Source organism: Bacillus sp. AF62, from assembly GCF_050312695.1.
Taxonomy (GTDB): Bacteria; Bacillota; Bacilli; order Bacillales; family Bacillaceae_G; genus Bacillus_A; species Bacillus_A cereus.
On sequence record NZ_JBNPJZ010000012.1, the window covers coordinates 1 to 26,105 of the forward strand.

Consider the following 26,105-nt stretch of genomic DNA (forward strand, 5'->3'; position numbering starts at 1 on the left):
TACTATCATTCTTCCAGGAAAACGGGTTTCTTTATGCATTCATTTTTGGATATTTATGAGTTTTGCAACACCCTCTTCTAAATCAATTCCTTTTAACACATCAAGTGAACCGAATGATTTTACTAGATTTCGAACTTGAATCATACAAAACCCCAGTTAAAAATATATTTTACAAATGTTGCCCCTTATTTCTGTTATTAGTCATAAATTGTCAGAATCCTTTATTTTTTTCGTGCAATTTGGTATTCAAAGAAATAATAATTTTTAAAATCCCTATATCCTTCTATAATGAAAATATGGATAATAATATATAGGTAGTATTTATATTACTTATAAAAAGGGGGAAGGGAAGATGGAAAAAGAAAGGAAAACATTTTCTTTTGGATTACGTACACAACTTATGCTATTCACTACAGTTTTAGCTTTCATTACATATTCAACAAGTATCTTTTTTATTTACGTGATATACGATTATTTTCAAAGTTATGTAAGTCAAACTGTATATAATATTATCGTTATGTTATTAGGGGTAGTATGGTCTGGAATTTTAGCATATGGAGCAGCCGTATTTTTAATTAAACCGCTTCGCAAGTTAGAGGAAGCGGCAAGAAAAGCAGCTGAGGGTGATATTCGTGAAGATGTTCCATTACCGAAGACAGATGATGAAATTAAATCTTTAAGTGTTGCATTTAATATGATGTTAGGAAACTTAAGGGGCATGGTAAAAAATATTGATACAACATTTTCGTATACAAATAATCAAGTACAGCAGATTAGAAAACAAACAGGCGAAGCAACGAGACAAGCGCAAGGTGTATCTGAGACACTTGCAGAGATTTCTTCAGGCGCTGAGCAATCAGCGGCATCAATTCAAGCAATTGTTTCTGCTGTTGATACAACGACGTCTATTGCAAGTGAAGTAGAAGAAAAAGCGAAGCAGTCTGATACGTTGTCTTCAGAAATGGTTCAAGCTTTAGGGCATAGTACTCGTGTCTTTACGTCTTTAATTCAAGGTATTCAAACATTGGCAAAAGAAAATGAAGATTCAATGCAAAATGTACAGAAGTTAGAAGAACGAATGAAACAAGTAGAACATATTGTGTCTGTTGTGAGTGCGATTGCTAGCCAAACGAATTTATTAGCACTAAATGCTTCTATTGAGGCAGCTCGCGCAGGAGAGCATGGAAGAGGCTTTGCGGTTGTTGCGGAAGAAGTACGGAAACTTGCTGATGAAAGTGATCATTCTGCAAGAAACATATCTCAGTTATTACGGAATATGCAAGATGAAGTACAACAAGTTGCAATGAAAATGACAGAACAAGTGAAAATAGCTAAAGAAGAGGCGAAACGTGGGGAAGCTACGGAATTAATTTTAAAAGAAATGTCATCAAGTGTTATGGAAGTAGCCGATGCAACTCAGCAAATTAGTAGTTATATGAATGAACAAGTGAGCCACATTCATCAAACAGGAGCACAAACAAAAGCTGTAGCAGCAATTGCTGAAGAAACGTCAGCTGGTTCGCAAGAAGTGGCGCGTGTGACGCTACAACAGTCTAAAAATATGATAGTAATCGATCAATTATTAAAGGATTTAGAGAAGCAAGCAACTGATTTGAAACAAACAATTGAACGATTTTCAATGTAAAAGGAAGAACAGAATACTGTTCTTCTCTTTTTTATTTAGTTTGGTTTAATATTTACAGTGAAACTATGAACGTTTCCGCAACATTCTTTTCTGTCCCTTTCGGATGAAAATTATAGCGAGCTATAATATTAAAAGGGGTGTCTTTTATGAAAAAAGAAAAAAGACAACGGTTAATTAAACAATTTGTAAAGGAGTATGAAATAGATAAGCAAGAAAGATTAGTAGAATTGTTAGCCCAAAAAGATGTATTAGTAACACAAGCTACGGTTTCTCGCGATATTCGTGAGTTAAACTTAACGAAGGTACCTTCTCAAGAAGGATTAATGATATATAAAGTTTTCTCAGAAGAGCATTTACAAACTGATATAAAGTTAAAGAAAAAATTACGAGAAGTTGTTGTGAAAATTGATTGTGTAGATCAATTAATGGTTATTAAAACATTACCTGGTAATGCACATGTTATTGGTGTTTTATTTGATGAGTTAGATTGGAAAGAAAAAATAGGATGTATATGTGGAAATGATACATGCCTTATAATTTCACAGTCGAAATCAGATAGGGAGATTATAGAAGAAAGATTAAATTTAATTATTTAGATGCAAAAATCCTGTTTTTAATAAAATTAAAAACAGGATTTTTGTTTAAATACGGAAGTTGAATATTCAATATATATGCGTAATATATGTGTTTTTTATTGAAAAAGCGAGAGAGTTTGTTATAAAAATACAAATTCGTATGATTTTAAAAAAATAACTTGTTTAATATTTCACAATGATAATGTGGATGCTTTCACAAAGATAAAAGTGCAGAGCATTTATTATGTACTTGTAAGACATCAAACATATTTAAAAGGAGGTACAACAAATGAAACATCCGATACATGTTACTTCAGAAATTGGGGAATTACAAACGGTTTTATTAAAACGACCGGGTAAAGAAGTGGAAAATTTGACGCCAGATTATTTGCAGCAATTATTATTTGATGATATTCCATACTTACCAATTATTCAAAAAGAGCATGATTATTTTGCACAAACGTTACGCAATCGGGGTGTTGAAGTTCTTTATTTAGAAAAACTAGCCGCTGAGGCGTTAGTAGATAAAAAACTTCGAGAAGAATTTGTTGATCGTATTTTAAAAGAAGGACAGGCCGACGTAAATGTTGCACATCAAACTTTAAAAGAATATTTACTTTCCTTTTCAAATGAAGAATTAATTCAAAAAATTATGGGCGGTGTACGGAAAAGCGAAATTGAAACAAGTAAGAAGACACATTTATATGAATTAATGGAAGATCATTATCCGTTTTACTTAGATCCAATGCCTAATTTATATTTTACTCGTGATCCAGCAGCTAGCGTGGGCGATGGCTTAACGATAAATAAGATGAGAGAACCAGCGCGTAGACGTGAATCATTATTCATGGAGTATATCATCAAGTATCATCCAAGATTTGCAAAACATAATGTACCAATCTGGTTAGATCGTGATTATAAATTTCCAATTGAAGGTGGCGACGAGCTAATTTTAAATGAAGAAACAATTGCGATTGGAGTGTCTGCTCGTACTTCAGCTAAAGCAATTGAACGTTTAGCTAAAAATCTCTTTAGCCGACAAAATAAAATTAAGAAAGTGTTAGCAATAGAAATTCCAAAATGCCGAGCATTTATGCATTTAGATACAGTATTTACAATGGTTGATTATGGCAAGTTTACAATTCATCCAGCCATTCAAGGGCCAAAAGGGAATATGAATATTTATATTTTAGAAAAAGGATCAGATGAGGAAACTCTTAAAATTACACATCGTACTTCTTTAATGGAAGCATTAAAAGAGGTATTAGGCTTAAGTGAATTAGTTCTTATTCCATGTGGAGGAGGAGATGTAATTGCTTCTGCTCGTGAACAATGGAATGATGGCTCGAACACATTAGCAATCGCACCAGGTGTAGTTGTTACATATGATCGCAACTATGTATCCAATACGTTATTACGGGAGCACGGTATAGAAGTAATTGAAGTGCTAAGTTCGGAATTATCTCGTGGTCGTGGGGGTCCACGTTGCATGAGTATGCCAATTGTTCGTAAAGATATTTAGTATAAATAACGGAGAAAGTAGGGATGAAGTATGTTAATGACTAGACCAAATTTAAAAGGAAGAAGCTTTCTAGCAGAAAAAGATTTTACACAAGAAGAATTGTTATATTTTCTAGATTTGGCAGCAGAATTAAAAGAGAAAAAGAAAAATGGTATCCCGCATCATTATTTAGAAGATAAGAATGTAGCGCTCTTATTTGAAAAAACCTCCACTCGTACGCGCTGTGCATTTACAGTAGCATGTACAGATTTAGGGGCGAATCCTGAATATTTAGGGAAAGGTGATATTCAGCTTGGGAAAAAAGAATCCGTAGAGGATACAGCAAAAGTGTTAGGGCGTATGTTTGACGGAATTGAGTTTCGTGGATTTAATCATGAGACTGTAGAATCTTTAGCACAAAATTCTGGTGTGCCAGTTTGGAATGGATTAACAGACATGTGGCATCCAACACAAACACTAGCAGATTTATTAACAATTAGAGAACATGTAGGGAAGTTGAAAAATGTGAAGCTCGTTTACGTTGGAGATGGACGAAATAATGTTGCTAATAGCTTACTAGTTGGTGGAGCAATCGTTGGAATGGATGTACGTATTTGCACACCAGAATCTTTATGGCCTGCACAAGAAGTAATTGATTTAGCAAAAAAATATAATGAACAGGTAATGATAACAAGTAATGTGGAAGAAGCTGTTGCGAATGCAGATGTAATTTATACAGATGTATGGGTGTCTATGGGGGAAGAAGAAAAATTTGCTGAACGTGTCGAGTTATTGAGACCTTATCAAGTAAATATGAAAATGATTAAAGAAACAGGGAATGAAAACGTGATTTTCTTACATTGTTTACCTGCATTTCATGATGTTGAAACGATGTATGGCGAAGAAGTTTACGAGAAATATGGGTTGAAAGAAATGGAGGTAACTGACGAAGTATTCCGCAGTAAACATTCAAAAGTATTTGATCAAGCTGAAAATAGAATGCATACAATTAAAGCGGTTATGGCAGCTACTTTAGGAAACATGGAGTAAAGAAGAAAGGGAGTCTTCCTTTCTTCTTTCTCCTCCTTTAGACACTATCATTCACTATTGCTTTTGTATTGTTATTGCAATTAAAGAGAGGTGAGTGGAATGGGTGAAGATAAGAAATTAGGGTTGTTTACACTAACGGCTCTTGTAGTTGGGTCTATGATTGGCGGTGGAGCCTTTAATTTAGCGAGTGATATGGCAAAAGGTGCTGGTGCTGGAGCCATTATTATTGGCTGGGTTATAACAGGAATTGGGATGATTGCACTTGGATTATCTTTTCAAAATCTAACTGTAAAACGGCCAGATTTAGATGGTGGTATTTTTAGCTATGCAAAAGCAGGGTTTGGTAATTTTATGGGATTTAATAGTGCGTGGGGATACTGGCTATCTGCTTGGCTTGGGAATGTAGCTTACGGTACATTATTATTTTCTTCATTAGGATATTTCTTCCCGATCTTTGAAGGCGGTCAAAATGTAGAATCCATTATTGGTGCAAGCGTATTATTGTGGTGTGTTCACATGTTAATTTTACGTGGAGTTCAATCAGCAGCACTTGTGAATTTAGTAACTACAATCGCAAAATTAGTACCTGTATTTGTATTTATTGTCATAGGAATCTTCGCGTTTCATATTGATACATTCTTAGATGGATTTTGGGGGCAAACTGGTTCTTTTTCATGGGGAGCAGTTGGCAGCCAAGTTAAAAGTACAATGCTTGTAACTCTATGGGTATTTATTGGGGTAGAAGGGGCTGTTGTTTTATCCAGTCGAGCAAAAAATAGAAGTGATGTAGGGAAAGCAACGGTTATTGGCTTAATTGGTACACTCATCATTTACATTTTAATCACATTATTGTCTCTTGGACTTATGCAGCAAGCAGATATTGCTGGTTTGAAAAATCCAGCTATGGCTTATTTATTTGAAAGTGTTGTTGGAAAATGGGGTGCTATCTTTATAAATTTAGGTTTGGTCATCTCTGTATTAGGTGCTTGGTTAGGTTGGACTTTGCTCGCTTCTGAAATTCCATATTTAGCCGCTAAAGATGGAGTATTTCCAAAATGGTTCGCAAAAGAAAATAAAAATAAGGCTCCAGTAAATTCATTATGGATAACAAATGGTTTAATTCAAATATTCTTGTTAACATTCGTCGTTTCTGATCAGGCGTATAACTTTGCATTCTCTTTAGCATCTTCAGCCATTTTAATTCCATATGCTTTTTCAGCATTTTATCAACTGAAGCATAGCTTAAAATCTGAAGAAGTAGATCGAAATAAAAATATAATAATTGGTTTGATAGCAAGTATTTATGGTGTGTGGTTAGTTTATGCAGCTGGTTTAGAGTATTTATTATTAACAATGACTTTATATGCGCCAGGTATTTTTATTTTTTACAATGTTCAAAAGCAAAAGAGTTCGAAGCAAATATTTACTCGAGTGGAATTAGCATCATCCGTAGCAATTGGTGCTTTAGCATTCTTTGCGATTTATGGATTAATTACAGGCAGTATTACTTTATAAAGCGCTGTGAAAGCGAAATGAACTGGAGGGCTGAAATATGGCACGAAGAAAAATTGTAGTTGCACTAGGGGGAAATGCGATACAGTCTGGAGAAGCTACTGCGGGAGCGCAGCAAGAAGCGTTGGAAAAAACAGCGGAACAACTTGTGAAAATAATGGAAAATGATGTGGATATAGTAATTGCGCATGGAAATGGCCCACAAGTGGGGAATATTTTATTACAGCAAAAAGCTGCAGAAACGGAAAAGACACCTGCAATGCCATTAGATACTTGTGGGGCAATGAGCCAAGGGATGATTGGATATTGGATGGAAAATGCGATTGAAAAGGCATTAAAAAAACGGAATATACAAAAAGATGTAGCAACGGTTATAACGCGCGTTGTTGTGGATAAAAAAGATGAGGCATTTAAAAATCCAACTAAACCAATTGGTCCTTTTTATACAGAAGAAGAGGCCAGAAGATTAATGGATGAAACAAAAGCAGTGTTTAAAGAAGATGCTGGTAGAGGATGGAGACGTGTTGTTCCATCACCGAAGCCTGTAAGTATTCATGAACATAAAGTGATTAATTCTTTGGTGGAAGATGGAAACATAGTGATAGCTGTTGGCGGGGGTGGAATTCCAGTAATTGATTCCGAAGAAGGGTTAAAAGGAACTGAAGCGGTTATCGATAAAGATTTCGCTGCGCAGAAATTAGCAGAATTAGTAGATGCCGATACGCTCGTTATTTTAACTGCAGTTGATCATGTGTATGTAAATTATAATCAACCGAATCAAAAAAAATTAGAGCATGTCACAGTGAATCAATTAGAAGAATATATTGAAGAACAACAATTTGCTGCGGGAAGCATGCTTCCAAAAATTGAAGCTGCTATTAATTTTGTTAATACAAATCCAAAAAGAAAAACAATTATTACGTCTTTAGAAAAAGTATATGAAGCACTAGAAGAAAAAGCTGGTACTATTATTTCAAAACAGAATGTATGCATGTATGTTTAAATTATTATGTACGCTACTTAATAGTAAAAAAAAGAATGAGGTTAATAACTTCATTCTTTTTATTTATTAATATTTTTTGTACTCATTGTTCATAAAGTTTTCATGATGAAATCTGAATATATAAGTTAATTATGATAAAATTCAAATTGAATACGCTTTCTTGATTTTTCGCTCCAACATACAGCAAGAGAGAGGGAATTTTGTGAATAGACGGAACGTAGTGAAAGACTTAAAGCAGTTCGAATTATTTGCTCATTTAACAGAAAAAAAATTGAAAGGCTTAACAGAGTTTGTTTATTGGCGAACTTATAAAAAAGGTCAATTTTTATTTTTAGAAGGGGATTCAAGGGAAAGAATTTACTTCATGTTAGATGGTTTTGTAAAGTTAGAGCGGGTTAATCAAAATGGGAACTTATTATACGATGACTATGTAAAGCGGTATTCTATTTTTCCTTATGGTGGTATGTTTACAGACAGAGGATATAACTATACAGCAGAAGCAATGACGGATGTGGAGGTATATTATATTCCAACGGTAATCTTTGAAGATATGGTAAAATCGAGCAGAACGCAATTGATGTACGTTGTTCAGCAATTATCATCTATATTAAAATTGAATGAAAATCGAGTGCAAAATATTACAATTCCTAATGCACAAGATCGTGTTATCCAAACGTTAAATTATTTAATGCAGGATTTAGGAGAACAGAGTGGGGAAAAGATTGTAATTTCATGTCCACTTACAACAATTGAAATATCCAAAATATCTGGAACATCTCGAGAGACAGTTAGCAGCGTATTAAAACAATTAAAAAATGATAGCATTGTTACAATTTTAGATAAAAAAATTACAATACACAATCCAACATATTTTGAAGAAATCTCTATGTGAAAATTGTATATTGATTTTTTAATTCATAATGTATATTAATAAGGTTCTTTATATATTTATAAGGAACTTTTTTACGTTATCCTCTATAAAAAGATTGTATAGTATGGTAATAATAGCTAAAATCGATAATAAAAAACAAAGTGAAGGGGAGAAAGAATGATTCGTATTGAGTATGATCGATTAGTAGCTATTTGTTACAGTATAGGGGTTTTGTTATTATTAAAAATTCCAAATGATAATGAATTAATTGGGGAAAAACTATTCAATGTCTATAAGGTTCCGATACATACGTATGTTTATATGGATTATAAAGTCTCAAATATATTGATTGTTTCTTTCATACTACATGTACTTGCATTTATATTATTTTTAAAATGGCTAGGAAAAAAGGAGTCTAGTGCATTTAGAAAAATGAATAAGATAAAAGTAGTAGGCATTAGTATTTTGATTGTAATGATGCCGTTTATTTTAAATACAATCCTCCAGACATTGAATAAAACATGGTATTACGCAGGAAAAACAGGGGTAGAAGCAATAGAATATAAAAAAGAAGATAGCCAGTGTAGAATGGAGAAAAATGGAGAGAATATCCAACCGAAGTGCATTGTTACTTTAAAAAATTATCGTAATCATTCACAAGCATTAAAAGTTGTTTTATATGATAATGCAAACGAGAATTCAAAAAGCTATCCAGTACCGAAACCAGTCTATTTACAAAAACATGAGACAAAGCAATTTGAATTTCAAGTTCCTGTTTCTTATAATAGAGGTATTGAACAAGATAAAGTACCAAATATTAAATTACATTCATTGCATGAAAATAATACGAAATACAATTAATCTGTAAGTAAAAGTTTATGAGTAGGAGCAAGAATTTGAAACGATATAGAAAATCAACTTGAATCATCCAACATACTGCGAGGTAACGGTATATTGGATGATTTTTTTATGTTATCCCCTTTTTTCACGTATGAAAAGGAGGAATACTTTGTTGGAAATGAAAAACATCACAAGGATCATACATGGTTTTTACTTTACGTAATCTGTGAAAGTTAGAGCCATAATAACTAGTTTGCCAATTTTTAATGTCGATATCGGGCCAGTTCACATAGTCACCTAGTGTATAAGGATCTAAGCTTTCTCGTAAACCTTTAACCCAGCGTATATTTCGATTTTCTTCATCATCGCATTTCCAAGAGGTAATGTATTCTTGAGCAATAATTGCTTTACGATGAAAATAAGCCGTTTCATTCGGCGAAATATTTTCAACAGCACCTATGAGCGATTGATGCCAAATACTAGCATCTTTATTTGGTGCATGAGAAAGAAAGGATTGCATGATTTGAATGCCTTTAAGGGAAATAGGTTTATAGACATAGGAACCAGAGCGCTTGAAATTTTCAGGGATGTTACCGCCATTAAAAAATTCAACAGCCTTTATATAAGGAACTTCTTCTATAAAGAGAGAGGGGCTACCAGTTTCAAGAAGAGGGGATAATAGGGAATGGAGTTCAGAGGGAGAACCGACAAACTCGCCTTGTGCTTCGATTTTATTTCGTTGCTTGGCGAATAATTCGATCGATGAAGTGAGACGTTCATCTATATAAGGTGCCCAGTTTTGCCACGCTTGAAATGCAGCAATAAAGTCTTCCCATTCCCATGTAATTGAGAAAATTGATACATTTTTTACGGGGTGGACTCGAAAAGTTAAGGAAGTGATAATTCCGAAGTTTCCACCACCGCCACCACGGCATGCCCAAAAAAGGTTAGAGTTTTCTTGTTCATTTGCACGAATGAGTTTTGCACCAAATTTTCCACACGCTTGTACCATTTCCACTTCCATTAATTGATCACATGTTAATCCAAATAAGCGTGAAAGCATACCAATACCACCGCCAAGTGCTAATCCAACAATTCCAACGCTTGCACTTGTACCAGCAGGAATTGTAACACCGTAATTCCAAAGTTCTTTATAAACAGTGCCAAGATTTGCACCAGCCTCAATTGTTGCTGTTAATTTCTCTGTATTAACAGTAATGCGATGCATTTCACTCACATCAATAATAAGTCCTCTATTTAAAAGAGAGAAATTTTCATAGCTATGACGTCCACTTCTTAACCGAAATGGTATATGACGTTCACGTGCCCATTTTAAGGCGTTACATACATCCTTGTTATTTTGACAAAAAACAATAATACAAGGGAGTTTTGGAATACTTAAATTTAAATTCATTCGGGCTACGTCGTAGTCAGGATCTGTGGGAACAACGATACGACCTGTTAATTTTGTTTGCTTCAATTTCTTACTCCTTTCCAAAATAATCAGAGCTTTTTATTAATATATGAAAAATGTCTGTAATACGCGTGGACAAGGAGAGGTGGAGAATGAGATTTACCTTTGTGAGAAATAAATAAAGCATAAGAATAAAGAATCTACATAGAGTTCAATGAAAACAGTTGCAAACTGTTCATATTTTGTTATGATAGTGTTACGAAAACGTTTGCATAAAATTCTGATGGGATGCAAAAGGAGAGAAGGACTATGAATAAGACATGGTGGAAAGAAGCAGTTGCTTATCAAATTTATCCACGAAGCTTTATGGATTCAAATGGTGATGGTATTGGAGATTTACAAGGTATTATTGCAAAACTGGATTATTTAAAAGACTTAGGTATAGATGTAATTTGGATTTGTCCAATGTATAAGTCGCCTAATGATGATAATGGTTATGATATTAGTGATTATCAAGATATTATGGATGAGTTTGGTACAATGGCAGACTTTGATGCTTTACTAGATGAAGTTCATAAGCGTGATATGAAGCTTATTATTGATTTAGTTATTAATCATACGAGTGATGAACATCCATGGTTTATTGAATCACGTTCATCTAAAGATAATCCGAAGCGTGATTGGTATATTTGGCATGATGGTAAAGATGGTGTGGAGCCAAACAACTGGGAAAGTATTTTTAATGGTTCGGCATGGGAATATGATGAAGAAACAGAACAATATTATTTACATCTATTCTCACGTAAACAACCAGATTTGAACTGGGAGAATAAAGAAGTTCGCGAAGTACTATATGATACGGTTAATTGGTGGCTTGATAAAGGTATTGATGGTTTCCGCGTTGATGCGATCAGTCATATAAAAAAAGAAGAAGGCCTTAAGGATATGCCAAATCCAAAGGAGTTAAAATATGTGCCATCTTTTGATAAACATATGAATGTGAAAGGTATTCAACCTTTATTAGAAGAGCTAAAAGAAAATACATTCTCTAAGTACGATATTATGACTGTTGGTGAAGCAAATGGCGTTAAGATTGAAGATGCTGAGCTTTGGGTTGGAGAAGAGCAAGGTAAGTTCAATATGGTATTCCAGTTTGAACATTTAAGTTTATGGGATGCAGAGAAGAAGAAAGACCTTGATGTTGTAGGATTGAAAAAAGTATTAACGAAATGGCAAAAAGGATTAGAAAATAAAGGATGGAACGCTTTATATATTGAGAATCACGATAAACCACGTATCGTTTCAACATGGGGAGATGACAAACAATATTGGCGTGAAAGTGCAACAGCTCTAGGAGCGATGTATTTCTTTATGCACGGTACACCGTTTATTTATCAAGGACAAGAAATTGGTATGACAAATGTTCAGTTACCAAATATTGAAGATTACGATGATGTAGCAATTAAAAATTTATATCGCGAGAAAATTGCAGAGGGCGTACCACATCAAGATATGATGGAGATTGTATGGGCTTCTTGCCGCGATAATTCACGTACACCTATGCAGTGGAATGATGAGATGAATGCTGGTTTCACAACAAGTACACCTTGGTTTAGCATGAATCCAAATTACAAAGAAATTAATGTTGAGAAGCAAAAAAATGAAGAAAAGTCTATTTTCAATTTCTATAAGAAAATGATTGCCCTGAAAAAAGAGCACGATGTACTGAACTATGGTACGTACGATTTACTTTTAGAAGACGATCCACAAATTTATGCATATACACGTACGTTACAGGATGAAAAAGTCATTGTAATTAGTAATATCTCAAAAGAGGAAGCTGTGTATAATGAGGGTTCATTTGCACTAGAACGCAAACGTTTGCTTTTAAATAACTATGAAGTTGCAGAACATGAAGAAGTAACAACAATTGCTTTAAAACCTTATGAAACAAGGGTTTATCGCATTTCATAATAAAAAAGGATGCTCTTTGAGCATCTTTTTTTATGAAAAAAATAAATTTCTATTGCAAAGTGAAAACGCTTTTATTAAAATAGATTTATGAAAACGGTTGCGTAAAGATAAAAATAAAGTAACATAAGGAATCGTTTTCATAAAGGGAACAGAAATTATAATTTAAATCATTATGTTGTTATAAATAAAGGGGAGGAAGAACAGATGAAAATTACTTCTTTTGATTTTTGGCAAAAGTTCGGGAAAGCGTTATTAGTTGTTGTAGCCGTAATGCCAGCAGCTGGTTTAATGATTTCCATCGGTAAGTTAATTGGTATGTCTGCTGGGGATGTTAACGCAGTTCATACAATCGCTCGCGTAATGGAAGACATCGGTTGGGCAATCATTACAAATCTACACATCTTATTCGCAGTAGCAATTGGGGGATCTTGGGCGAAGGATCGTGCAGGTGGTGCATTTGCAGCGCTATTAGCATTCGTCTTAACAAACCGAATTACAGGAGCTATATTTGGCGTAAACGCTCAAATGTTAGCGGATTCAAAAGCGACAGTTTCTTCAGTAATAGCAGGAGATTTACTTGTAAAAGATTACTTTACTTCTGTACTTGGTGCACCAGCATTAAACATGGGAGTTTTCGTGGGGATTATCACAGGTTTCTTAGGAGCTAATCTATATAACAAATATTATAACTATAATAAATTGCCACAGGCATTAGCATTCTTTAATGGAAAACGATTTGTACCATTCGTTGTAATTCTTTGGTCTACAGTTACTGCGATTGTATTATCATTTCTATGGCCATTCATCCAAAGTGGGTTAAATGAATTTGGCCGCTGGATTGCAGCTTCAAAAGATAGTGCACCAGTTGTTGCACCGTTTGTATATGGAACGTTAGAGCGTTTATTATTACCATTTGGTTTACACCATATGTTAACGATTCCGATGAACTATACAGAGCTAGGCGGAACATATACGATGCTAACTGGTTCAAAAGTTGGACAAGTTGTAGCAGGACAAGATCCATTATGGCTTGCATGGATTACAGATTTAAATAATTTATTAGCAAATGGAGATACGAAGGCATATAACGATTTATTAAATAACGTTGTACCAGCTCGTTTCAAAGCTGGACAAGTTATCGGCTCAACAGCAGCGTTAATGGGGATTGCATTTGCGATGTTCCGTAACGTTGATAAAGAAAAGCGTGCAAAATATAAACCAATGTTTTTATCAGCAGCATTAGCAGTATTCTTAACAGGTGTAACAGAACCAATTGAATTCATGTTCATGTTTATTGCTCCAGTATTATATGTTGTATATGCTATTACAACAGGACTTGCATTCGCACTAGCTGATTTAATTAACTTACGTGTTCATGCATTCGGATTTATTGAGTTAATTACTCGTACACCAATGATGGTTAACGCAGGTTTAACAAGAGACTTAATCAACTTTGTTATTGTTTCATTAGTGTTCTTCGGTCTTAACTTTACACTATTTAATTTCTTAATTAAAAAATTCAACTTACCAACACCAGGGCGTGCAGGTAACTATATTGATAATGAAGATGAGGCATCAGAAGGAACAGGAAATGTACAAGATGGTTCATTAGCAACAAAAGTTATCGATTTATTAGGTGGAAAAGAAAATATTGCTGACGTAGATGCTTGTATGACACGCTTACGTGTAACAGTAAAAGACTTAGATGTTGTTGCACCAGAAGCACAGTGGAAACAAAATGGTGCTTTAGGGCTTATTGTAAAAGATAAAGGTGTACAAGCAGTATATGGTCCGAAAGCTGACGTATTAAAGTCAGACATTCAAGATATGTTAGGTGCGTAATAATATGAAATTGCTAACTTTAAACTGTCATTCTTGGCAAGAAGAGAATCAAATAGAAAAGATAAAATACCTTGCTAAAGTAATTCAAGAAGAAGAGTACGATGTCATCGCATTGCAAGAAGTAAGTCAGTCCATACAAGCTGAAAATGTATGCGGTAACAAGAAAGAAGATAATTTTGGACTTTTACTATTAGAAGAGTTAAAAGCACTACATGTAAAAGATTACAATATTACTTGGGATTTCTCTCATATTGGTTATGACGTGTATGAAGAAGGATTAGCGATTATAACGAAGCATAATATTATAAAAGAAGATACGTTCTTCATTTCAGAAAACGAGGATACAACGTATTGGAAAACACGTAAAATTGTAAGTACAACAATTGCTTATAATGGTAAAGATATAACGTTTTACTCTTGCCATCTCGGTTGGTGGAATGATGAAGAAGAGTCATTCAAAGGTCAAATCAATCGTTTGATGGGGCGTGTAGATAGCAATAAGCTAGCCTTCTTAATGGGGGATTTTAATAACAATGCTCGCTTGGAAGGCGAAGGTTATGAGTATATGATGCAAAAAGGGTTGTATGACACATATGAATTAGCAATAGAGAAGGATGAAGGAACGACTGTCCAAGGCGAGATTGCTGGTTGGGATGAAAATAAACATAATTTGCGAATCGATCTAATATTGTGTAACCAAAGTAAAAAAGTTCATTCTTCAAAAGTTATTTTTAATGGTACAAACAGAAATGTAATTTCAGATCATTTCGGTGTAGAGGTTCAATTGGATATATAATAGAAGAAATCCTCACAGAGAATAAAAGCTGTGAGGATTTTTTTTAGGAATACAAGTATTTCCAAGAGAAAATACTTGTATTTTTTATGACATTTCATATATATTTGTTATTATTGAATGTAAAACCGATTTGGTCATTTTGTATTCATACTTTGACTGACTTCGTTATATAATAAAGTAAGTGAAAGTTAATGGGAAAAAATAGTACGTTTTTGGTTAATACACGATGTAGAAAGTGATATAATTGCAAAATGCATGTATCATTTTCTAAAGAAGGAAAAATATATAATTAGGTGATAACTTCTATGAAACAGATTTGGCGTATTTATAAGACAGATTTACGGAATGTAGCCAAACATTGGGCTGCAATTGTTATTGTTTTAGGATTAATGATTTTACCATCGTTATATGCATGGTTTAATATTAAAGCTTCTTGGGATCCGTATGGAAATACAAAAGAGGTTCCCATTGCAGTTTCTAACCAAGATGCAGGTTCTAATTTAAGAGGGAAAGATATTAATATCGGGAAAGAGATTGTAGACTCCCTTAAGAAAAACAAAAATCTTGGCTGGAAATTTGTAGATGAGAAACAAGCAATTTACGGAGTTGAGCGTGGGGATTATTATGCAAGTATTACGATTCCAAAAGACTTCTCTGAAAAAATTGCAACTGTTCTGGATGAAAATCCTAAAAAACCAGAACTGGATTACTATGTGAATGAAAAAGTAAACGCGATTGCACCGAAGATTACAGCAAAAGGTGCATCAGGTATTACAGAAGAAATTAGTAAAAACTTTGTTAAAACAGCAAACGGTGAGATTTTTAAAATTTTCAATGATCTTGGAATCGATTTAGAAACAAATTTACCAAGTATCGAAAAAGTAAAAGATCTTGTATTTAAGTTAGAAGCGCAGTTCCCAGAAATGAATACACTCATGGATAAGGCATTAGATGATGCAACTCGAGCAGAAGATGTTGTAAAAGTAGCGCAAAAAGAGTTGCCGGTTGTAGAGAGTGTTATGAATGATGGGCAAGAAGCGTTAGGGAATTTAGATAAATTCTTTGCGAGAAATGATGAAACATTGCAACGTGCTCCAGGAACTATTAAGAATAATTTAATGGTAATGCAGCAGGGATTGGATGCTGCAGCGAAAATTACGGATTACTTAAAAAATCCGGCATTTGACTTTAATCTGACATTGCCAGATCCAGCTAAATTACCAGTCTTACCTAATATAACTATTCCACAAATACCAGAGATTCCAGCATTACCACAAGTGAATGGTGAAGGGTATAAAAATATTGCTAAAAATATTGATCAAACTGTAAACACTGTTTTCAATTCTACTCGTGTTGGAACGGCATATGTAAAGAGTGTTATGGATGGCCTTCAAAATAAAGGCGTGGATCCAGCTGTAGCACAGAAAAATGTGCAGGATGCTTCAAAGCTCCTCCAAGAGCGTATCGATAGTGTTTCATATTTGATTGATTTCTTTACAGCTTTCAAGGAATCAGCTTCCACGGAATTCGGTAAACAGTTCTTTGGAAACAGAGTGGAAAGTTTAACGGTGCTTAAAAATTCTATGGTGGATGCTAACAATAGGGTTAAGCATATAGGAGATTTAATTAGTTCCGGACAAGAAGTTAAACAAGATGTGCGAGATGCTGTAAATCAAAAATTAGATGCAGTAAATAATTTAGTAAATCAAGCTGAAAAGGATTATAATGCAACGTTTGTAGCTGATTTTGAAAAAGCAGTAAGTACAGCTGAGCAACTGAAAAGTAAGGCTGAAAATGCGCAAGAAAATGCACAGCAGCTTAGAGGCAATTTAAACCAAGATATAAATAAGGCTAATGAGATATTAAACAATGGTAGAGAAAAATATGATAAGGCTGTAAATGATTACAGCAGATTAAAAACAGAGCTTGAAAAAGCCAGAGAAGACTTAAGTAACAAAGGTGTTAATGGATTAGATTCTACAAAGGTAGCCTTAAATGATTTGAATGGGCAGTTCAAAGCAAGTTGGAATTTAGTTAATGACATGATTCCAGTTCTGGAAAGTACAAATAAAGTGTTAGCTGATGTGAATAGTGATAAAAACCTTAATGGTACAATTTCTAAGTTAAATAAAGCAAAAGATGGTTTGCAAAAAGGAATGGATTTAACTGATAAAGGAATTGATGCTATTAATAAAGGTCAAAAACCAGCAGCAGATGTTATTGAAAGTATTAATCAAGTGTCTAAAAGTGTTTCGGGCCAAATTGGTGACATTTTAGCTAAATATGACTCAGAAATCACTCCAAATTTCAATGCAGCAATTGCTCGCACAAAAGAGATGTCTAAAAACACATCTCAAATTTTAAAAGAAGCAGACAAAAAGCTTCCAGATGTTAAAAAATTACTAGAAGATTCATCAAAAGGCTTAGTAGACGGGAAAAAGAAATTAGCAGATATTAAAGCTGAAATGCCAGCTACTGAGAAAAAGATTAAAGAATTAGCAGATAAAATTCGTGATTTTGAATCTGAAGAGGATTTAAAAGACATTATACGCTTATTGAAAAACGATGTTGAGAAGCAAAGTGATTACTTTGCGAATCCAGTAAATTTAAAAGAGAATAAATTATTTGCGATGCCGAACTACGGTTCAGCAATGTCACCATTCTATACAGTGCTTGCATTATGGGTAGGCGCATTATTAATGGTTTCATTATTAACAGTAGAAGTACACGAAGAGGGCGCGAATTATAAGAGCCATGAAATTTACTTCGGACGTTTATTAACATTCTTAACGATAGGTCTTTCACAAGCGTTTATCGTATCGATGGGAGATATATTCTTACTCGGTACGTACGTAGTCGATAAGTTCTGGTTTGTGTTATTTAGTTTATTTATTGGTGGAGTCTTCGTTTGTATCGTATACTCACTCGTTTCTATTTTCGGAAACGTTGGGAAATCGATGGCGATCATTTTACTTGTACTACAAGTAGCAGGATCGGGCGGAACATTCCCAATCCAAATGACACCAGCGTTCTTCCAAGCGATTTATCCGTTCTTACCGTTCACATATGCAATTAGTGCAATTCGTGAAACAGTAGGCGGAATGCTATGGGATATCGTAACGCGAGATTTACTTGTGTTAAGTGCTTTCGTAGTAGTTATGATTGTTGCTGCGTTATTACTGAAAACACCAATTAACAAATCAAGTGAAAAATTTGTTGAGAATGCAAAAGGAAGTAAAATCATTCATTAAGAAAAGGTTCCTACCGAGAGCGGTAGGAACCTTTTTGTTTAATCGAACTTTAATTTTTTTAATGCGTCTGCGAACGGGTTGTTTAATGGTTCTTCTTCTTTTTTCTGTTGTTTCATATATTTTTGAACGTCACGTTTATCAGCTTTGTTTCCAGATTCTTTTTTACGTCGCTCTTGGAATGTTGATAATTTCTCGCGATAGCCACATTTACATGCAAAGATTTGACCTGCACCTTCACCACGTAATTCTAGTTTCTTCTTACATTGCGGACAGCGAGCGTTTGTTGTACGAGATACATTTTTACGATGACCACATTCACGATCTTGGCATACGAGCATTTTTCCCTTTTTGCCGTTTACTTCTAGCATTGGTTTACCGCAGTCTGGACAAGACTTCGTTGAAATGTTGTCATGTTTATATTTTTTATCACTCGATTTAATTTCAGAAACAATTTCTTTCGTATAGTTCTTCATTTCAGAAATGAATACTTCTTTTTTCAGCTTACCTTTTGCGATAGCCTCAAGTTTTTGTTCCCATTCACCAGTTAGTGTAGGGGATTTTAACTCTTCTGGTACTAAATCAAGTAACTGACGGCCTTTTGAAGTAATATGAATATCTTTGCCACGTTTTTCAATTAAGAACGAATTGAATAGCTTGTCGATAATATCAGCACGCGTTGCTACAGTACCTAATCCACCAGTCGATTTTAATGTATCAGCGAGTTGTTTATTTTGCGTATCCATATATTTTGTAGGATTCTCCATTGCTGAAAGTAAAGTTGCTTCATTAAAGCGTGCAGGTGCTTTCGTTTGACCTGATGTTTGCATAATTAACTTTACAGTTAATGTATCGCCCTTTTCGATGTGGGGTAGAAGCTGCTCTTTTACGTCATCAGTTACATCATCGTCTTCAAATCGATTTTCGTATACTTCCTTCCAACCAGCATGTAAAATCGTTTTTCCGCGTGCAATGAACGTTTCACTACCAACTTTAGTACGTAATGTTAGTTGCTCGTATTCGAATGCTGGGAATAAAACAGCTAAGAAACGTTTTACAACTAAATCATAAATTTTGCGTTCTTTATCTGTGAATGCTGAGAAGTTAACGTATCCTTCTGTTGGAATAATCGCATGATGATCGCTTACTTTACTATCATCAACAAATGATTTGTTGATGATAGGCTTTTGTAATACTTTATGTGCGAAGGGACGGTATTCTCCAACACCACATGCTTTTAGACGTTCTGGAAGTGTTCCAACGATATCAGATGAAATGTAGCGTGAATCTGTACGAGGGTACGTTAGCACTTTATGCTGTTCATACAATTTCTGCATAATATTTAATGTTTCTTTAGCAGAGTAACCGAACTTTTTATTTGCATCACGTTGCAATTCAGTTAAATCATAAAGACCAGGAGAGAATGACTTCTTCTGTTTCTTATCAATTTCCACAACGGTAGCATTTTGTTTATCTAAACTGTTTACAATACCATCAATTTTTTCTTTATTAAAACTACGGCTATTGCCATTTGTATCTTGCCAAGTAAGTTTGAGTTTCTCCATTGTTTGAGCTTCGATGCCGTAGTAAGTTTGTGCTTTGAAGTTCTTTATTTCATCCTCACGACTAGCGATCATAGCAACAGTAGGAGTTTGCACACGGCCGCAATTTAACTGGGCATTAAAGCGAGTTGTTAAAGCGCGAGTTGCATTAAGACCGATATACCAGTCAGCTTCTGAACGTGCAACTGCTGAAGCGTATAAATTGTCATAGGCTTTACCTGGTTTTAAATTTGCAAAACCATCTTTAATTGCTTTATCGGTTACAGAAGAAATCCATAAACGTTTGATTGGTTTATTTAGCTTAACTTTATCGATAATCCAGCGTGCGACTAATTCCCCTTCACGTCCAGCGTCTGTTGCTACAATAATTTCATTTACATCTTTTCTAAGTAGCTGACTTTTTACAGCATTAAATTGTTTACCAGTTTGTTTAATAACCGTTAATTTCAAACGCTCAGGTAGCATCGGTAAATCTTCTAAATTCCACTTTTTATATTTCACATCATAACTTTCTGGATCTGCTAATGTAACGAGATGACCTAAAGCCCAAGTTACAATATATTTATTACCCTCAAGATAGCCGTTTCCTTTTTTATCACACTTCAGTACACGAGCAATATCTCGTGCAACGGAAGGTTTTTCAGCGATTACAACGCTTTTTGACATATTAAAAACATCCTTTCAAATTTCCATAAGTTAAATATAGCATACATCTTCTTGAGATTCAGTTTCGCTCCATATTTGAGCTGTTTTTAATGGAGGGAACAAAATCCCAACTAATTAAAGTTTCACTTTATCAGTTGCTTCTATATTAAATAGAAAAAGTAAAGAACTTGTTATTTTACTAGAATAAGAGTAGACTTTGAAGTAGATGAATAAGAAACACATGGGAGTTTGTGGATACAAACTGAGAGTATGGCTACTAGTCCGTCATTGACCATTTGAACCTGTTGGATAATGCCAGCGTAGGGAGAGTGTAAAAGCACATATTCAGGCACTTTGCGTACGCGCAAAGTGTCTTTTTGTGTATCTCCCATCATTATAGTTAGGAGATGAAAAGGATGAATATGAAAGAAATTAGTAAAGTAGTGGATTTGGTGAGAGAATCTAATCCGCTCGTTCATAATATTACAAATGTTGTTGTAACAAATTTTACTGCTAACGGTTTGTTGGCACTTGGGGCATCGCCTGTAATGGCGTATGCAAAAGAAGAAGTAGCAGAAATGGCTAGCATTGCTGGAGCGTTAGTATTAAATATGGGAACACTTCGTCCTGAGGAAGTAGAAGCGATGTTACTTGCTGGTAAATCAGCAAATGTGAACAATGTGCCAGTACTATTTGATCCAGTTGGTGCAGGAGCAACTTCGTATCGAACAGAAGTTGCGAGACATATTCCAGCCGAAATAGATTTAGCAATTATCCGCGGCAATGCGGCTGAAATAGCAAATGTTATTAATGAGAAATGGGAAATTAAAGGGGTAGACGCTGGTACTGGAAATGGCAATGTTGTAAGTATTGCAAGGCAGGCAGCAGACGAATTAAATACAGTTGCGGTTATTACTGGAAAAGAAGATGTTGTTACAGATGGAGAGAGAACTATTGTTATTCGAAACGGTCACCCTATTTTAACGAAAGTTACGGGAACAGGTTGTTTACTAACGTCTGTAATAGGAGCATTTGTAGCAGTGGAAAAAGATTATGTAAAAGCAGCAGTAGCAGCATTAACGTTTTATGGTGTAGCTTCGGAACTGGCAGCTGCTAAGACCGTGGAAAAGGGACCTGGTAGTTTCCAAATTGAATTTTTAAATCAGTTAGCGAATACTACTGCTGGTGATATTGAGAAGTATGGAAAGATTGAGGAGTTAGAGTAAGGGGGATGAAACACATGATGCGCATTGAAACAAAGAAGATGTCTAAGTTATTACAAGTGTATTTTATTATGGGAAGTAATAACTGCACGAGGGATCCTTTAGCTGTATTGAAAGAAGCATTAGATGGTGGAGTGACACTTTTTCAGTTTCGCGAGAAGGGGGAAGGTTCTTTAATCGGAGGAGATAGAGTGCGCTTTGCAAAAGAATTGCAGACGCTTTGTAAGGAATATAGTGTTCCTTTCATTGTAAATGATGATGTAGAATTAGCCATTGAATTAGATGCAGATGGTGTTCATGTAGGACAAGATGATGAAGGAATTACATCTGTTCGTGAAAAAATGGGAGATAAAATTATCGGTGTATCTGCTCATACAATTGAAGAAGCACGCTTTGCAATCGAAAATGGAGCAGATTATTTAGGCGTTGGACCTATTTTCACAACGAGTACGAAAAAAGATACGAAAGCGGTTCAAGGAACGAAAGGATTAGCTTATTTTAGAGAACAAGGAATTACAGTGCCAATCGTTGGTATTGGTGGGATTACAATTGAAAATACAGCAGCAGTTATAGAAGCGGGTGCGGACGGTGTTTCAGTTATTTCAGCAATTAGTTTAGCTGAATCTGCGTATGAAAGTACGAGAAAATTAGCTGAAGAAGTAAAGAGAAGTTTGTAGGGAAGGACGTGTAGTATTTTAAGTGCTACATGGAGAAATGGACTGCCCCAAATTTTAAACAAACGTTTGATTAAAAAAGCACAAACCTTTTTAAATAAGGGTTTGTGCTTTTTCTTTAAAACATAATAGAAATTAAAAGCATTCCAATTCCGATAGAAGTAAATGTTGCAATTAAGCCTGGAATCATAAAGCTATGATTTAATACGTATTTACCAATACCTGTTGTACCGGTACGGTCAAAGTTAATGGCAGCAACGATTGTTCCATAGTTCGGAATGAAGAAATATCCATTTACTGCAGGGAACATCGCAATCAGTAGCGCTGGTGGAATACCAAGGGATAGTCCAAGTGGCATTAAGGCACGTACTGTTGCTGCTTGGCTGTACAGTAAAATAGATAGAATGAATAGTGCGATGGCAAATAGCCAAGGCGCACTTGTTACTAAATGCTGAATAGATCCTTGAATCATATTTAAGTTTCCATTAAAGAAAGTATCTCCCATCCAAGCGATACCGAAAATTGCAACAACTGCTGTTGCTCCTGCTTTAAAGACGTTACCAGACACAATGCTTTCTACATTTGGTTTACAGAAAATAATAATAAGAGCCGCGATAGTTAACATAACCATCTCAATTGTGTTCGGCATGGAAAGACGGGCTAACTTCCCATCAACTATCCATCCTGGACGAAGTGCTTCAAATGAACCAAGAAGTACAACAAGGAAGGTTCCTACAAGGAAAAGGATAACTGATAATTTTGCGCCCTTTACACCTACAAATTCTTTTTTCTCTTCAAGCTTAGGAATCATTCCTTCTTTTAATCGTTTTAAGTATTCAGGGTCTTCATTTAATTCTTTTCCCATCTTACTAGCAACGAATGCTGCTAACATACAAGCAATGAAAGTAGAAGGAATACTCACTTTTAAAATATCTAATAAAGTGATTTTATAGTCAGCTAACATTGCTAAAAGAGCAACTGTGGCAGCTGAAATTGGACTAGCTGTAATTGCTTGCTGAGAAGCGATTACGGCAATCGACATTGGGCGTTCCGGTCTAATCCCTGATTCACGAGAGACTTCTGCAATAACAGGAAGTACAGAATAGGCAACGTGACCAGTACCTGCACATAGTGTGAATAAATAAGTAACAATTGGAGCAAAAAAAGTAATACGCTTTGGATTTTTTCGCAATGCTTTTTCAGCTAGATGAACAAGATAGTCCATTCCTCCAGCAGCTTGCAAAGCACCAGCGGCTGTAATTACTGCCAAAATCATAAGCATTACATCGATAGGAGGCGCGGTTGGTTGTAAGTGGAAGACAAAAACGAGTATTGCCATACCAACTCCACCCATTACTCCTAAACCAACTCCGCCTAGGCGTGCACCAATAAAAATACAGAGTAACAAGGTAAGAAATTGTAGCCAAAACATGATAAACTACCTCCGAAATTCATTAGTTAAGATATATTCGAATAGTTTAATTTGAATGAAAATTAAATAAATACTCGAAGAAATCCTTGTTGTTTATACATTTTTTATTATATAACACAAAAAAAGTAACATTCACGTACTTTTTGAAATTATTTTGAAAAAGCAATGCATTAAAAATTTGTATTTATATCTCTAAATAAGTAGACATTTTGATTTATATGTTGTAATCTTTGAAAGAGAATAAATTAATTCTCATAGAACTCCCATATCGTTCAACTCGTTCAGCGAGAAAGGCAAACTGATGGAAACATGAGGACGCAAAACTACAGGAGCTAAGGTCGAAAGGCTACGCTAGCCAGTTACCGGACGGATAGGGTTGGTCTTGGCCAATGCTTTTACATTGGCTTTTTTTTATTCTCGAACATATTGAGAAACATTTTCAAACAAAATATTCATATATTTTGTTTTTTTGTTTATGTTAATTAAGGAAGGTGGATATTAATGAAAAAATATTGGCATAAGTTATCGTTCCTTCAAAAGAACGTCTTATTAACTGTATTAGTTATTTTGACACTTGTTGGAAGTATGGGTGCACTAAGTTTCAACATGTTTCAAAATAGTATGATGTCTTTATTTGAAAGGCAGTCTATTGAAACAGGAGAAATAGTATTGAAAAAATTGGATGTAGAATTAGTTAGAGACATGGCGAAAGATCCTACAGCCGAAAAAGTGAAAAAAGAAAAGTTAACAGAGAAATTAGATGAAGTGTCAAAAGAATTGAAAAGTGTTGGACAAACGTATGTTACAGGAGCAAAGCCGAATGAAAAGCGAGAATTACAACTCGTTGGTTTGACTACAGAGTTAACAAAAGCGTTCCCTATAAAGCCGGGAGATTATTATGAACAACCCGCTCATTGGATGAAGGCATACGATAAAGTCATTGATACGAAAAAGGCCCAAATGACAGAAGTATATGAAGATGAAATAGGTTCGTGGGTGACAATATTAGAACCAATTACAGATGGAGAAAACAATATTGTTGCAATTATTGCGGCTGACTTAGATGCTTCCATTGTTCCTATTACAAAAGAGAAGTTTATGATACAGGGCTTACTCTTTATCATTATTTCATTAGCGATTGCGACTATTACTCAATTCTTTATCGTGCGTCACTCATTAGCGCCATTAAAAGATTTACGAGAAGGGTTACGTAAAATTGGTGAAGGTGACTTGAGTATTAAATTAAAAGAAAGACCAGATGATATTGGAATTATTAATGTTTATTTCAATAACACGATTGAAAAGTTTAAAGGGATTATAGATAAAGTAAGGCAAACTGCTGAGCAAGTTTCTTCTTCTTCACAAGAATTGTCGGCGAGTACAGAGGAAAACAGCATGGCAGTTCAAGAGATTGCAAGTTCTATTGAAGGTTTAAGAGTAGGGGCACAGTCTCAAAAAACTTCAGTACAACAATGTTTAGGGATTGTACATGGAATGGAAGATAAGGTAGAAGAGATAACTGGGGCTGCGAAACAAGTTGCGGTTGCTTCTGAAGGTATGGAGCAACATTCAATTGAAGGTAATGAAGTGATTGGACAAATTATTAATCAAATGAGTTTAATTCAAAATGCAGTACAAGATTTATCTTCCATCATTTATTCGTTAGAAACAAGGTCAAAAGAAATTAGTGATATCGTAACTGTAATTACAGGTATTTCAAATCAAACAAATTTATTAGCTTTAAATGCTTCTATTGAGGCTTCACGTGCTGGAGCAGCGGGGAGAGGGTTTGCAGTTGTTGCTGATGAAGTACGAAAATTAGCAGAACAAACGGAAGCGTCTGCTAAAGATATAGCGAAATTAATTGGTGAAACACAAGCTGAGACAGAAGATGCTGTAGTTTCAATGCAAAAAGGTTCAAAAGAAGTAGAAACTGGAATTTCACTTGTTCAAAGTAGTGGGAGTTTCTTTGAAAAAATCTCCAAATCAGCGCAATCTGTTACAGATCAAGTAAAAGCTGTTTCGGGTAATTCGAGTGACATTTTACAAAATAGCCAGAATATCGTTCAAGTCGTAAATGAATTATCACATATTGCAAACACTTATGCCAACAGCAGTAGTAATGTTGAAGAAAGCATGAAAGAGCAAGAAATATCAGTACAAGATATTGCAGAATTAGCGACTTCTTTAAGTTGGCTTTCTCAGGAATTACAAGAGCTTATTGGTGAGTTTAAAAGCGAATAAGGAGAAAGTTCAATTCTAATCAAAGGGGATATCTCCGCTACTGATTATGAATTG

General features: G+C 34.8%; 17 protein-coding genes, 2 pseudogenes and 2 riboswitches. Of the genes and pseudogenes, 16 read left to right on the forward strand and 3 right to left on the reverse strand.

Annotated elements, in window-relative coordinates:
• Nucleotides 1-517: 517 nt before the first annotated feature.
• From ACQRBL_RS01855 to ACQRBL_RS01895, 9 genes and pseudogenes are all read left to right on the forward strand, one after another.
• Nucleotides 518-655: pseudogene (locus ACQRBL_RS01855) on the forward strand (HAMP domain-containing protein); the annotation flags it as partial.
• Nucleotides 656-1,072: 417 nt separating this feature from the next.
• A pseudogene (locus tag ACQRBL_RS01860) lies at nucleotides 1,073-1,645 on the forward strand (methyl-accepting chemotaxis protein); the annotation flags it as partial.
• Between the two features lie 146 nt (nucleotides 1,646-1,791).
• Complete coding sequence (gene argR, locus ACQRBL_RS01865) at nucleotides 1,792-2,241, forward strand: arginine repressor (protein WP_000711831.1); 450 nt, start codon at nucleotides 1,792-1,794, stop codon at nucleotides 2,239-2,241.
• A gap of 268 nt (nucleotides 2,242-2,509) precedes the next feature.
• Nucleotides 2,510-3,742 (forward strand): arginine deiminase, encoded by a 1,233-nt coding sequence (gene arcA / locus ACQRBL_RS01870; protein WP_411996126.1) that lies wholly within the window; start codon nucleotides 2,510-2,512, stop codon nucleotides 3,740-3,742.
• Between the two features lie 30 nt (nucleotides 3,743-3,772).
• The gene (argF, locus tag ACQRBL_RS01875) at nucleotides 3,773-4,771 is read left to right on the forward strand and encodes an ornithine carbamoyltransferase (RefSeq protein WP_000930283.1); all 999 of its coding nucleotides are present in this window, start codon (nucleotides 3,773-3,775) and stop codon (nucleotides 4,769-4,771) included.
• Between the two features lie 99 nt (nucleotides 4,772-4,870).
• Nucleotides 4,871-6,286 carry an arginine-ornithine antiporter gene (gene arcD, locus ACQRBL_RS01880; protein ID WP_000503413.1) on the forward strand — a complete coding sequence of 472 codons (1,416 nt, stop codon included), beginning with the start codon at nucleotides 4,871-4,873 and terminating at the stop codon, nucleotides 6,284-6,286.
• A gap of 37 nt (nucleotides 6,287-6,323) precedes the next feature.
• Nucleotides 6,324-7,286: a carbamate kinase gene (gene arcC / locus ACQRBL_RS01885; RefSeq protein WP_000113953.1), complete on the forward strand. Its 963-nt coding sequence runs from the start codon at nucleotides 6,324-6,326 to the stop codon at nucleotides 7,284-7,286.
• Nucleotides 7,287-7,488: 202 nt separating this feature from the next.
• Nucleotides 7,489-8,178, forward strand: a complete 690-nt coding sequence (locus tag ACQRBL_RS01890) for a Crp/Fnr family transcriptional regulator (RefSeq protein WP_001081906.1) — start codon at nucleotides 7,489-7,491, stop codon at nucleotides 8,176-8,178.
• A 156-nt stretch (nucleotides 8,179-8,334) separates the two neighbouring features.
• Complete coding sequence (locus ACQRBL_RS01895) at nucleotides 8,335-9,018, forward strand: hypothetical protein (RefSeq protein ID WP_000619195.1); 684 nt, start codon at nucleotides 8,335-8,337, stop codon at nucleotides 9,016-9,018.
• Nucleotides 9,019-9,142: 124 nt separating this feature from the next.
• Here the strand turns inward: ACQRBL_RS01895 and ACQRBL_RS01900 are convergent, their stop codons facing one another.
• Nucleotides 9,143-10,477: an FAD-dependent oxidoreductase gene (locus ACQRBL_RS01900; protein WP_000814894.1), complete on the reverse strand. Its 1,335-nt coding sequence runs from the start codon at nucleotides 10,475-10,477 to the stop codon at nucleotides 9,143-9,145.
• A gap of 243 nt (nucleotides 10,478-10,720) precedes the next feature.
• Here ACQRBL_RS01900 and ACQRBL_RS01905 point away from each other — a divergent pair, with 243 nt between their 5' ends.
• From ACQRBL_RS01905 to ACQRBL_RS01920, 4 genes are all read left to right on the forward strand, one after another.
• Nucleotides 10,721-12,385, forward strand: coding sequence for a glycoside hydrolase family 13 protein (locus tag ACQRBL_RS01905; RefSeq protein ID WP_411996127.1), 1,665 nt, complete (start codon nucleotides 10,721-10,723; stop codon nucleotides 12,383-12,385).
• A 204-nt stretch (nucleotides 12,386-12,589) separates the two neighbouring features.
• A complete protein-coding gene (locus tag ACQRBL_RS01910; RefSeq protein WP_000705566.1) occupies nucleotides 12,590-14,227 on the forward strand; it encodes a PTS transporter subunit IIBC in 1,638 nt (545 codons plus the stop codon).
• A gap of 4 nt (nucleotides 14,228-14,231) precedes the next feature.
• The gene (locus ACQRBL_RS01915) at nucleotides 14,232-15,023 is read left to right on the forward strand and encodes an endonuclease/exonuclease/phosphatase family protein (protein WP_071731322.1); all 792 of its coding nucleotides are present in this window, start codon (nucleotides 14,232-14,234) and stop codon (nucleotides 15,021-15,023) included.
• A gap of 305 nt (nucleotides 15,024-15,328) precedes the next feature.
• Nucleotides 15,329-18,274 carry a YhgE/Pip domain-containing protein gene (locus ACQRBL_RS01920; protein ID WP_097920175.1) on the forward strand — a complete coding sequence of 982 codons (2,946 nt, stop codon included), beginning with the start codon at nucleotides 15,329-15,331 and terminating at the stop codon, nucleotides 18,272-18,274.
• Between the two features lie 38 nt (nucleotides 18,275-18,312).
• Here ACQRBL_RS01920 and topB read toward each other — a convergent pair whose 3' ends face one another.
• Nucleotides 18,313-20,499: a DNA topoisomerase III gene (gene topB / locus ACQRBL_RS01925; protein ID WP_411996128.1), complete on the reverse strand. Its 2,187-nt coding sequence runs from the start codon at nucleotides 20,497-20,499 to the stop codon at nucleotides 18,313-18,315.
• Between the two features lie 210 nt (nucleotides 20,500-20,709).
• Nucleotides 20,710-20,822: riboswitch (TPP riboswitch) on the forward strand.
• Between the two features lie 72 nt (nucleotides 20,823-20,894).
• Here topB and thiM point away from each other — a divergent pair.
• Complete coding sequence (gene thiM / locus ACQRBL_RS01930) at nucleotides 20,895-21,704, forward strand: hydroxyethylthiazole kinase (protein ID WP_001056105.1); 810 nt, start codon at nucleotides 20,895-20,897, stop codon at nucleotides 21,702-21,704.
• Between the two features lie 14 nt (nucleotides 21,705-21,718).
• On the forward strand, nucleotides 21,719-22,378 hold the full coding sequence (gene thiE, locus ACQRBL_RS01935) for a thiamine phosphate synthase (protein WP_000984524.1): 660 nt from the start codon (nucleotides 21,719-21,721) through the stop codon (nucleotides 22,376-22,378).
• A gap of 115 nt (nucleotides 22,379-22,493) precedes the next feature.
• On the opposite strand, the gene ACQRBL_RS01940 is transcribed toward thiE, so the two are convergent.
• Entirely contained in the window at nucleotides 22,494-23,807 is a 1,314-nt protein-coding gene (locus tag ACQRBL_RS01940) for an anaerobic C4-dicarboxylate transporter family protein (protein ID WP_000498704.1), read from the reverse strand.
• A 282-nt stretch (nucleotides 23,808-24,089) separates the two neighbouring features.
• A riboswitch (cyclic di-GMP riboswitch) is annotated at nucleotides 24,090-24,174 on the forward strand.
• Between the two features lie 134 nt (nucleotides 24,175-24,308).
• On the opposite strand from ACQRBL_RS01940, the gene ACQRBL_RS01945 reads away from it, so the two are divergent.
• Nucleotides 24,309-26,051, forward strand: a complete 1,743-nt coding sequence (locus tag ACQRBL_RS01945) for a methyl-accepting chemotaxis protein (RefSeq protein ID WP_411996129.1) — start codon at nucleotides 24,309-24,311, stop codon at nucleotides 26,049-26,051.
• The last annotated feature ends 54 nt before the right edge of the window (nucleotides 26,052-26,105 follow it).

Coding starts and splice junctions, on each gene's coding strand:
- argF (WP_000930283.1), top strand. CDS start 3,773: ATGTTAATGACTAGACCAAATTTAAAAGGAAGAAGCTTTCTAGCAGAA.
- arcC (WP_000113953.1), top strand. CDS start 6,324: ATGGCACGAAGAAAAATTGTAGTTGCACTAGGGGGAAATGCGATACAG.
- ACQRBL_RS01940 (WP_000498704.1), bottom strand. CDS start 23,807: ATGTTTTGGCTACAATTTCTTACCTTGTTACTCTGTATTTTTATTGGT.
- argR (WP_000711831.1), top strand. CDS start 1,792: ATGAAAAAAGAAAAAAGACAACGGTTAATTAAACAATTTGTAAAGGAG.
- ACQRBL_RS01920 (WP_097920175.1), top strand. CDS start 15,329: ATGAAACAGATTTGGCGTATTTATAAGACAGATTTACGGAATGTAGCC.
- ACQRBL_RS01915 (WP_071731322.1), top strand. CDS start 14,232: ATGAAATTGCTAACTTTAAACTGTCATTCTTGGCAAGAAGAGAATCAA.
- ACQRBL_RS01895 (WP_000619195.1), top strand. CDS start 8,335: ATGATTCGTATTGAGTATGATCGATTAGTAGCTATTTGTTACAGTATA.
- ACQRBL_RS01910 (WP_000705566.1), top strand. CDS start 12,590: ATGAAAATTACTTCTTTTGATTTTTGGCAAAAGTTCGGGAAAGCGTTA.
- arcA (WP_411996126.1), top strand. CDS start 2,510: ATGAAACATCCGATACATGTTACTTCAGAAATTGGGGAATTACAAACG.
- arcD (WP_000503413.1), top strand. CDS start 4,871: ATGGGTGAAGATAAGAAATTAGGGTTGTTTACACTAACGGCTCTTGTA.
- thiM (WP_001056105.1), top strand. CDS start 20,895: ATGAATATGAAAGAAATTAGTAAAGTAGTGGATTTGGTGAGAGAATCT.
- thiE (WP_000984524.1), top strand. CDS start 21,719: ATGATGCGCATTGAAACAAAGAAGATGTCTAAGTTATTACAAGTGTAT.
- topB (WP_411996128.1), bottom strand. CDS start 20,499: ATGTCAAAAAGCGTTGTAATCGCTGAAAAACCTTCCGTTGCACGAGAT.
- ACQRBL_RS01945 (WP_411996129.1), top strand. CDS start 24,309: ATGAAAAAATATTGGCATAAGTTATCGTTCCTTCAAAAGAACGTCTTA.
- ACQRBL_RS01905 (WP_411996127.1), top strand. CDS start 10,721: ATGAATAAGACATGGTGGAAAGAAGCAGTTGCTTATCAAATTTATCCA.